Origin of the sequence: Methylophaga sp. UBA2689 (assembly GCA_002354555.1) — a bacterium.
Taxonomy (GTDB): domain Bacteria; phylum Pseudomonadota; class Gammaproteobacteria; order Nitrosococcales; family Methylophagaceae; genus Methylophaga.
Genome location: DELT01000031.1, coordinates 51,108 through 61,107, shown reverse-complemented (window position 1 = coordinate 61,107; position 10,000 = coordinate 51,108). Strand labels below are relative to the sequence as shown.

Here is a 10,000-nt window from a genome sequence, read left to right as displayed (position 1 = left end):
TGTGGTCACGGCATTGGTCGAGAAATGCACGAAGAACCTGCAGTTTTACATTTTGGCCAGCCAAGAAAAGGACTGGTTTTACAGGAAGGAATGACCTTCACCATCGAGCCGATGATCAATCAGGGAAAGGCCAAGGTGAAACAAAAGAAAGATGGATGGACCGTGGTAACCAGTGATAAAAAGTTATCTGCACAATGGGAACACACCATTGCGGTTACTTCGAATGGTTACGAGGTGCTTACGCTCCGGGAAGAGGAATGTAACTAACCTGCAGATCACCTGAACAACTCTCTAAAGGCTATTTAGAATGTTGCACAAATCGCTAATGTCATCCAACAAACATGTAAGTCCGGGCACGTTATTTGTGGTGCTGGCGGCAATGTGTTGGGGACTTGCAGGTGGAATTGGTGGCATCCTCACAGCAGAAGGCTGGAGCTCGTTAGTGGTGTCTTTCTACCGTGGATTGATAGGACTGTTGTTCGTTCTGATCTGGCTAGCGTTGCGACCGCATAACAGTGGATTAGCAAATTGGCGATTATGGGGTTGGTCGATTCTTGCTGGGGTGGGCGTCGCTGGCAACTTCGCTTTTTATTTCAGGAGCATTGCCGAGGGAAGCGTTGCGGTTGCTGTAACGCTGATGTATTGCGCCCCCGTGTTCGTCTTTCTCGTTTCTTTTGCACTCAAAATTGAAAGGCCTTCTTTGTTCAAATGGTTCGCTATAGCAATGGTCATTATGGGGATCATGTTACTGATGGGGTTATATGACATTGATAAAGATGACGTCACCCTTGTTGCCGCTGGAGCCGGCCTACTCTCCGGCCTTTCCTATGCGATATTCATTTTTGGTTTCAAGTATGCAACTCCACACGGTAGCCCACAGGCGATTCTCGTTATAGCGTTTGGAGTTCTGATCAGCATTCTTATCTGGTTTATAGATATTGAACAGACAGTGTCAGTATTGAGCTCACCGAATTGGTTCCTGTTTGTGTTGTTGGGAGTGCTTGGCGCAGGGATATCTTTCATTATCTATATCGTTGGACTGAAACACACTGCCCCAACTGTGGTGGCTATTGTGGCAATGGTCGAACCGGTTACAGCCTCGCTGTTTGGGATAGTGGTTTTAGATGAAAGCTTATCCGCAACACAGTTTTTTGGCATGGGACTGATCATTGTGACTGTGACCGTGTTGAGCCTGTATAACAGCACTCAAAAATGAGTTTGTATTCAAAAACTATCTTGATATGGCGGATGAAAAAAAGGGGATAGATTTATTTTAAATTGAATAAATCTTCCCCTTTATCGCTGACATATACTGGCCTAGGAGGGAACTGGTGCGTTTTCGTCCATTAAACCTCGCTGTTTAGCCTCGTCCCAGAATTCCCTTGGCACACTACTGGTCAACGATGCCATATTTTCACGAATATGTTCGGGCTTGCTGGCGCCGGGTAATATGGCACTCACCACGTCTGGTGCATTACAGAAATGCAAAGCAGCAGTACGTAGATCTACTTCAAGTTCTTTTGCCAGCTTACGGTATTGCTCACGTTTTTGATGAATGCGTTCCGGTGCGCCGTAATGGTAATTGTAGTAATTATTGCCAGCCAAATAGCCCGAGTTCAGTGGTGCTCCCAGGACAAAAGAGATCTCCCGTTCTTTTGCCAATGGAAAGATTTGGTGGAGCGCATCGTCATGCTTGAGCAGAGAATATTGTGTGGCCAGAAGAATGATGTCGGGATCTGATTGTTCAATGGCCGCTTTGGCGGGTGGTATGGTATTAACGCCCATGCCCCAGCCTTTGATAAGGCCTTCCTCACGCATTTTAATCAATTCTGGCATCGCCCCGTTCAGTGCGGTCTGGAAATACTCTTTCCAGTTTTCACCCATATCATCATTGTCCGGTGACAGGTCGTGAATAAAAACCATATCCAGACTGGGTACGCCCATACGGTGAAGGCTATCTTCAATTGAACGGCGAGTACCGGAAGCACTGTAGTCGTAGAAGTAATTAAAATTGTTTACACCATCCCAGCCATCGTGGTTATAGCCTGAGTCGGGCTCCAGAAGGCGTCCAATTTTAGAAGACACTTCATATGATCCCAGTTCCTGAGCCGAAAGTAACATGGCATGGCGACGTTCGCTAAGTCCCAGCCCATACCAAGGAGAGGTATCATAATAGCGAATGCCCTCATCCCAGGCGGTGTATATGAGTTCGAATGCTTCTTTTTCGGTCAATATCTTTCGCATATCTCCCAGTCCGATAGCACCACCAAGTCCGACACGGTGTTTGGGTCGGTAGCGTTTGGATTCACCGCTGTTCATTGGCAACGTTTCAGGGTTTCTTGAGGGGGTTGATTTAGCTTGTGCTTTTGACAGCAGTGGGGTTAGCGCCAAACTGGTGCCTGCAACAGCTGTAAGAAAATCTCGTCTTTCCATGCTTCACCTCCGGTTATGGTAGTGGTTCGCTCGGGCGACAATTAGTCGTTACATTTAGGTTAAATGGGAGTATTCAGAAAAAAGGATGTAGACACATCCCTGCAAACTTCATCATGATAAGAAGCTCTTGATTCGATGGTATCACTAGATAGGATTTTGGTGAACAATGAATAAACATCTTAGCAATAAAGTGATTGTTTTCACCGCTGCAATGAGTATTGCAGTGGCAGTTCTCATTTTTTTTCTTGGAGTAACCAACCATACTTTTTGTGGTGTCAGAGCTGATAACTTCAGAGGGATGCTTTCTATCGGTTTCGGGCTGGGTTGTATACCGTTCATTCCAGGCACTGCCGGTGCACTGGCAGGATTGATGTTCAGTTTATATCTGTGTCGATTCACGTTATGGAAACAGTTAGTGGCGGTAATCGTTCTGGTTGGTGTGGCCATTCCAATAAGTGAATACGGGGAAGTACATTTTGAAGACAAAGATAATTCACATATTGTGGCTGATGAACTACTGACATTTCCGCTTGCAACGCTTGGACTTCCAGTCCATCAACATCCCATCCTGTTGGCCAGTGTTTTTATAACCAGTCGAATTTTGGATTGGACCAAGCCGCCACCTATAGGGGCGACAGAGGCATTTAAAGGCGGTGTCGGGATCGTGCTTGATGATGTAGTTGCTTGTTTGTGGACGCTACTTATCTTCAGCATTGGCTGGCGGTGGTATCGCCATTCAGCCAAGCAAAAACTTTCCTCTGCAGAGCAAATTAAAACCAGAGACGAATAGGTGAGTTGCTGGGAAGAGATATTGATCTACAAGAAGTAATTTATTATCGAAGAAAGTGAAACTTCGGACTGGCAGAGTAATGTTGTTAACTAGTCAATGCAATTGAATGAGTTCCTTATGGCAAAGAATCGCATTCCATCATGGTTGAAATGGTCTTTTACGCTGATGGTCTGCATCATCGTGCCGGTGTATTGGCGCGATTTGGGGATGACTAATTTTTTATGGTTTTCCGACATTGCACTGATTGTTATGGTGCCGGCCCTTTGGCTGGAAAACCGTTTATTATCAAGCATGATGGCTGTCAGCGTTCTTTTTCTGGAGCTGATGTGGGTGCTGGATTTTGTCAGTGGTGGACATTTCATAAATATTGCCGGGTATATGTTTGCTGAGGAATCGCAATGGCATATACAAATTCTCTCGGCTGCCTTTCATCTGGCACTTCCGCCCGTGCTCATTTTGACGTTGATGCGTCTGGGCTACGATCAAAGGGCGCTACCTTTACAGATTCTGTTGGCGATGGTGGTGTTACCCGTGACCTATCTGGTATCCGGGCCATCGGATAATATCAACTGGGTATATGGTCCTGCTCAGCCGCAAACCTGGTTACCGCCGTTAGTATATCTGGCCTTGTTGTTTGTTGCGTTTGTGACAGTCGTTTATCTGCCTTCCCATTGGTTGTTCAAACGTTGGTTTTGAATTTTCCGAAGCATTTTATTTCAAAATATTGAACATGTATAAAAACATTATCCATTGATAAAGCTATATCAAAAACACAACAAGATCAGGTTCTTTCATCTGATTAAGGAGAAAAAAATGGATCCAATAACAAAGCAAAAAGGCAGTTGCCTTTGTGGTTCTGTAAAACTCAGTGCAAAACCTAAAAGTAATCATGTGGGAGCCTGTCATTGTGATATGTGCCGGAAATGGGGCGGTGGTCCACTGTTAGTGGCTGAATGTGAAGACGATGTGCGTTTTGAAGGTAATGAGAATATCGGCGTTTACAGTTCATCCGACTGGGCTGAGCGGGGCTTCTGTCAGCAATGTGGAACCCATCTGTTTTACCGCTTCAAGCAGGGTGGTTTTTATGCCATTCCAGTAGGATTGTTTGACGAAAAACAGCAATGGCAATTGGCCGAACAGGTCTTTATCGATAACAAACCCGGTTATTACTCGTTTGCCGAAAAAACCAGAAATCTCACCGAAGCAGAGATTATTGCTCAGTTCGGTGGCAACTGACGAAGCAATAATCCTCGGCTTTTATAAGACAATCATTTGTTCTGACGTCGGTAAAATGCTCAAACAGCTTTTCCGCTGACATCACATCTTGGTTTAATCATGCTAGATTTCGTCTACGGCTTCGACGCATTCTGGTAAGGTCTGACCACCATCAATAACCATTTGCTGGCCGGTGATATAGGCTGCTTCATCTGAAGCAAAAAACAATGCCGCATTGGCGATATCTTCTACAGCACCAAGTCGTTTTAATGGAATCGCAGCAGCCATGCTGTTGAGATAATCTTCACCCAGACTGGCCAGACCTTCCGTGACAATATTGCCCGGCATTACGGCATTAATGGTGGTGTTATAACGTGCCAGTTCCATCGCAGCGGTTTTCATAAAACCAAGTTGTCCCGCTTTGGTCGCCCCATAATGGGCCCATCCGGGGTAGCCGGTAATGGGACCTGTAATGGATGACGTGACCACGACACGACCTTTACCAAGCTTTTCAAATTGTGGAATACAGGCTTTGACACACAGAAAGGTGCTTTTCAAATTAGTCGACATGATGTCATCCCACGCTTCGGGGGAGAGATCGACAATTTTCTTTTGCGGGAAAGTGCCCGCATTAGCGCACAGAATATCAACGGGTCCAAATGTGTTTTCGGTATGGTCAACCAGTGCCTGAACCTGCTCCCAGTTTGAGACATCACATAAATAATATTCAGCGGTGCCTCCAGCGGTTTTAATTTCTTCGATAGCCTCTTTTGCTGAACTTTCGCCCCGGGCGGCAATCATCACTTTGGCTCCCTGCTTAGCAAATACACTCGCAATACCTTTACCAATCCCTTTCGAGCCACCTGTAACAATAACCGTCTTACCTTGAATGGATGTGAGCATGAAATACCTCCAGAAGTTGAGTTCATTAGTTAACCGTATTTTTAGCATAAATCTTTTTCTTTGCAACTAAAATATTGCAAGTCGGACATTTTGGCGTTATAAATTATTTCACCACTGTTTATCTAGGTTTAAGTTATGACCGGTTTATATAACGACGATTATCTGCAGCAATTGACTGGTGAGGTCGAAAAATTACTGGGGCATTGGAATATCAATGAAACCGCCACTATCTCACTGCTAACGGTTTCTGAAAATGCCACCTTTATGGTGACCGATGAAGAAAATAATCAACGCTTCATTATTCGTGTACATCGCCCTGAATATCATTCCAAAAATGAAATCCTTTCCGAATTACGCTGGATTCAATCGCTTCGTGAGCAAGCGCTGCTTAACACACCGGAACCGTTAACCCGCCATGATGGTTCAATGGTGGCTTCCTTCAGTGATGATGGCGTGGAACGTTACGTGGTGGCTTTCGAGTTTATGCCGGGTAAACAACCGAATGAGGATGAATCACTGATAGAGGGTTTTGAGATATTGGGTGCAACCTCGGCGAGATTGCATCAACAGGCAAGACAATGGTCATTACCGGAAGGTTTTACCCGTAAAAAATGGAATTTTGACAGCGCTTTTGGAGCAAATCCTTTATGGGGAGACTGGCGTGATGCACCGGGGCTGGATCCAGCAGGCCAGGCAATATTAGAGCAGTTATGTGAAGTATTGGAAGCAAAATTAAATCACTATGGTGAAAGCCCTGATCGCTTTGGTTTGGTGCACGCTGATCTGCGATTAGCGAATTTGCTGGTCGATGATAAACAGTTAAGTGTGATTGATTTTGATGACTGCGGATTTAGCTGGTTTATCTATGATTTTGCCTCTGCCGTGTCCTTTTTGGAAACCTCTCCTTTATTGCCAGAGTTGGAACGTGCATGGGTGCGTGGTTATAAATCGATAGCGCCGTTATCTGCTGAAGATGAAGCGATGATTTCAACGTTTGTAATGTTTCGGAGATTGTTGCTGACCGCCTGGGTTGCAAGTCACCCTGAAACAGAAACCGCTGCTGAAGCCGGTTTTGAACAATTCACCTTAGGCACTATTGAACTGGCAAAAAAATATCTGCAGCAACAGGCTGAAGAAAGTAATGGTTTAACTGAAAAACGTATTCTGGATATGAATGCCTTTGAAGCCAATCAGGGCGAACATCAGCAAAACGTGACACGACGATTAAATAACCTGGGGGCTGCCTCGGTATTGTTTTATCAGGAGCCTATTGAAATGGTCTCGGCACAAGGTGCCTGGATGCAGGCAGCAGATGGTAAACGCTATCTCGATTTTTACAATAATGTACCTTGTCTGGGACATTGCCATCCCAATGTGGTTGAGGCGGTGACAAAGCAAATCGCCACATTAAATGTGCATACCCGCTATCTGGTCTCGGTGGTCGATGATTATCTTGAATCGTTAAAGGCCACGTTGCCTGATTCTATTACCAATATTGTAATGACCTGTTCGGGCAGTGAGGCCAATGATCTGGCGATGCGTCTGGCAAAACAGGCTTCCGGTGGCGAGGGTTTTATTGTCACTGAAGATGCCTATCACGGGAATACCAGTTTGGTCACCGATGTGTCACCATCAATTATCAAACAGGGCAAGTTGCCAGATCATGTTGTGGCAATACCGGCCCCATCTGTTGAGGTCTATGGTGACGATATTGAAGCCGGGTTTGCTGCAAAAGTCGCTGAGGCCATTGAGCTTTTAGAGGAACGAGGATTTAGCGTCGCGGCTTTATTAGTCGATACCATTTTTTCATCAGACGGTATCTATACCGAGCCCAGAGGTTTTCTAAAAAAAGCCGTGGATGTAGTGCGTAACGCTGGTGGCGTATTTATCGCAGATGAAGTGCAGCCTGGGTTTGCCCGATTAGGTGAGGCATTCTGGGGCTTTGATTTCCACGGGATAACACCAGATATTGTGACAATGGGAAAGCCGATGGGTAATGGATTTCCAATGGCGGCAGTCGCAACAAAATCAGATTATCTGGACAGGTTTTGTGCTGATGTCGGTTATTTCAATACCTTTGGTGGTAATCCCGTTGCCGCTGCTGCGGGACAGGCTGTTCTAGATGCTATCAAACAAGAGAACCTGCAGGAAAATGCCCGGAAAATGGGGCTATATTTAAAAACTCAGTTGAACTCAATTGCTAAACAATCCGCTTTCGTTGCCGAGGTGAGAGGGCAGGGACTGTTTCTGGGAATCGATATTGGCCAACGAGATAAGAAACACCTTCCCGATCCTATTAAAACCAAACAGGTGATTAATGATTTAAAAGCGGCTGGTGTTTTGATTGGAGCTGCAGGACGATTTGGTAGCACGTTGAAATTACGGCCGTTATTAACACTGACGCAATCCGAAGCCGATTTCTTTTTGGAGACGTTTTCCCAGCAGGTTCAATATACGTAAGTAACAGCAATTATTGGAGCGGCGCTTCAGTAATCTGCACCTGTTCACTGGATAAAGCTTTTTTAAGTGGCCCACTGGGTTTTTGATCAGTGATTAAATGGTCAATTTCATTCCACTTTGCATAGCGTGCTGTTGCCATGCGATCGAATTTGCTGTGATCAGCCACAATCATGTTGTGACTGCTTTGCCGAATCATCTGTTGATAGACATCTGCTGCATCAACTAACGCATCTGTTGGTCCGGTAGGTGCCAGACCACTGGCCCCCAAAATCGCCCAGTCGGCAGTGTAATTTGCCAGAAACTGACAAGTAACCGAACCGTGGGTAGCACCTTCTTCGGCATGATAAACACCTGGCGCCATGATCACCTTAATTGTTGGATTAAATGACAGCACCGTAGCCACCCCAAAAGAATGGGTAATAACCGTAATATTACTCATCTCATAAGCAATACGTTTGGCAACTTCAACCGTGGTTACTCCTGAACCTATCATTAAAACCTTGGCATCTTTCAGCAGTGGAGCCGCTTTTTTTCCAATGGCAGCCCGTTCAGCCAGATTGGCTTTATGCCGTTCATTGAGTACCGGTTCAACCGCCTGACGCAATAACGCACCACCGTATGTACGGCTGATCAGGTTTTGTTCTGCCAGTTCTTCGAGATCACGCCGAATGGTTTCTGTCGTCACGTTTAATGTCGAGGCTAATTCACTAACGCGCATTGATGGATGAATTGTCAGTTCATCAATAATTGACTTATGGCGGGCAGCTTTTTTTCGTGACATGTCTGGTACTCATTATTTATGGCTGAAAGGTACCATATCCGTCAGTGATTTCGCACATTCATCCTGCAGCAATAGCCGTTATTTACGAAGATCTCATGCACAATAAACGCCCTTATCTAATGCGATGTAGCAGAAACAAAAAACTGACCGGCTATCATTAGAATGCAGAGAATGGCGCCAGCATAGGGCACAATTAAAGGAACGCTGAAACCAACAGGAGTTGTCGTGTTTCTTTTAAGACGAATAAGTGCGAAATTAGATAAAGCAAATACTATCAGGATAATGAAGGATGTGGCTTGTGCTAATTTTTCGGTTGGCAAAAGCGTTACCAATAAAATAATTATAAAAACAATAAGTAACGTGGCTGTTAATGGTGTATGAGTACGCCGGTTTATTCGTGACAGCCACTTGGGAACCCCATTAAGATGCCTGCCCATATCATGAAGGACTCTTGAAGCCATGACGATCTGAGCCAGGGCACCATTAACAATAATAAACAATGAAAGTGCGCCCAAAATATTTCCTGAGTAACCTTCAGCTTTCATGACATCAACCAAGGGTGCTTTAGAATCAGCAAGTGCTTCAGCAGATAAGGTCAGTACTGCGCCCATCGAGACGGTAATATAAAAGAATAAAGAGACAATCAAGGCAAACAAAATGGCCAAAGGCATAGCTTTACTGACATTTTTGGCTTCTTCCGAGACGTGAACAATGTCTTCAAAACCTATATAGGCATAAAAAGCGAGAAAAGCCCCCAGAACAATGCCACTCAAAGCAGAGCTGCTGGATAAAGGTCGTGCTTCAGAAAGTCGACCGGGCAATTCTGAAAAATTACCAGCCGTTACCATCAGTATGATGATTAACCCCGACACACCTGCAACAGTGGTGATGCCCATAAACCATGCCGTTCCTTTCATGCCAACAGCCGCAATACTGCCCAGCAACAGAACCAGGCCAATCATCAGTGGAAGAGCCGGCCAGGAGAGAAAAATCTGAAAATATCCCGCAAAACCTGTAGTGATAGTGGCTGCTGACACAATCCCAGTGGCGGCTATCATCCAGCCTGTAATTATTGAAAGCCATCTGCAGCCGAAAGCCTCGCTAACATAGGCAACCGGACCACCACTTCTGGGTAGCCGAACAGCCAGTTCAGCAAAGGAAAAGGCAGTAAACGCCGCCACTATGGATGCAAGTAAAAAAGTGAGCGGGGCATAGATTCCGGCTTCACCGGCAATCTCGCCTATCAATACATAAATTCCAGCGCCCAGGATGGTTCCCAGACCATATAAAGCCAGAAGCGGGGCAGGTACGGATCGCTTTAATTCTGCATCAGTGATTTTGTTCATCTAATCGTCTTCCAACAAGGAATGATTTGAGTCTGCGTTTGATAGGCAGATGTCATCAATGCGTTTATGGAT

The 10,000-nt window shown here is 45.3% G+C and carries 10 protein-coding genes; 6 read left to right on the top strand and 4 right to left on the bottom strand.

Annotated features, from left to right (window positions below; genetic code table 11):
- Positions 1–267 (top strand): M24 family metallopeptidase (locus tag B3M51_RS03005; RefSeq protein ID WP_292756727.1); only part of this gene is annotated, 267 nt, incomplete at its 5' end.
- A gap of 40 nt (positions 268–307) precedes the next feature.
- On the top strand, positions 308–1,216 hold the full coding sequence (locus B3M51_RS03000) for a DMT family transporter (protein ID WP_349676688.1): 909 nt from the start codon (positions 308–310) through the stop codon (positions 1,214–1,216).
- Positions 1,217–1,317: 101 nt separating this feature from the next.
- Here the strand turns inward: B3M51_RS03000 and B3M51_RS02995 are convergent, their stop codons facing one another.
- Positions 1,318–2,433 carry an aldo/keto reductase gene (locus B3M51_RS02995; RefSeq protein WP_292756725.1) on the bottom strand — a complete coding sequence of 372 codons (1,116 nt, stop codon included), beginning with the start codon at positions 2,431–2,433 and terminating at the stop codon, positions 1,318–1,320.
- Positions 2,434–2,599: 166 nt separating this feature from the next.
- Here B3M51_RS02995 and B3M51_RS02990 point away from each other — a divergent pair, with 166 nt between their 5' ends.
- The 3 genes from B3M51_RS02990 to B3M51_RS02980 all read left to right on the top strand — a co-directional run bounded on the left by B3M51_RS02990 (position 2,600) and on the right by B3M51_RS02980 (position 4,459).
- The gene (locus B3M51_RS02990; protein ID WP_292480184.1) at positions 2,600–3,223 is read left to right on the top strand and encodes a phosphatidylglycerophosphatase A family protein; all 624 of its coding nucleotides are present in this window, start codon (positions 2,600–2,602) and stop codon (positions 3,221–3,223) included.
- 117 nt (positions 3,224–3,340) lie between these two features.
- The gene (locus B3M51_RS02985) at positions 3,341–3,919 is read left to right on the top strand and encodes a hypothetical protein (RefSeq protein ID WP_292480182.1); all 579 of its coding nucleotides are present in this window, start codon (positions 3,341–3,343) and stop codon (positions 3,917–3,919) included.
- Between the two features lie 117 nt (positions 3,920–4,036).
- Positions 4,037–4,459, top strand: a complete 423-nt coding sequence (locus B3M51_RS02980; RefSeq protein ID WP_292756722.1) for a GFA family protein — start codon at positions 4,037–4,039, stop codon at positions 4,457–4,459.
- A 102-nt stretch (positions 4,460–4,561) separates the two neighbouring features.
- On the opposite strand, the gene fabG is transcribed toward B3M51_RS02980, so the two are convergent.
- Positions 4,562–5,341: a 3-oxoacyl-ACP reductase FabG gene (fabG, locus tag B3M51_RS02975; protein WP_292756720.1), complete on the bottom strand. Its 780-nt coding sequence runs from the start codon at positions 5,339–5,341 to the stop codon at positions 4,562–4,564.
- 135 nt (positions 5,342–5,476) lie between these two features.
- On the opposite strand from fabG, the gene B3M51_RS02970 reads away from it, so the two are divergent.
- Positions 5,477–7,801: an aminotransferase class III-fold pyridoxal phosphate-dependent enzyme gene (locus B3M51_RS02970; protein WP_292756718.1), complete on the top strand. Its 2,325-nt coding sequence runs from the start codon at positions 5,477–5,479 to the stop codon at positions 7,799–7,801.
- Between the two features lie 10 nt (positions 7,802–7,811).
- On the opposite strand, the gene B3M51_RS02965 is transcribed toward B3M51_RS02970, so the two are convergent.
- Complete coding sequence (locus tag B3M51_RS02965; RefSeq protein WP_292756716.1) at positions 7,812–8,582, bottom strand: DeoR/GlpR family DNA-binding transcription regulator; 771 nt, start codon at positions 8,580–8,582, stop codon at positions 7,812–7,814.
- Between the two features lie 116 nt (positions 8,583–8,698).
- Positions 8,699–9,928, bottom strand: a complete 1,230-nt coding sequence (locus tag B3M51_RS02960; protein WP_292756714.1) for an APC family permease — start codon at positions 9,926–9,928, stop codon at positions 8,699–8,701.
- Positions 9,929–10,000 lie beyond the last annotated feature (72 nt).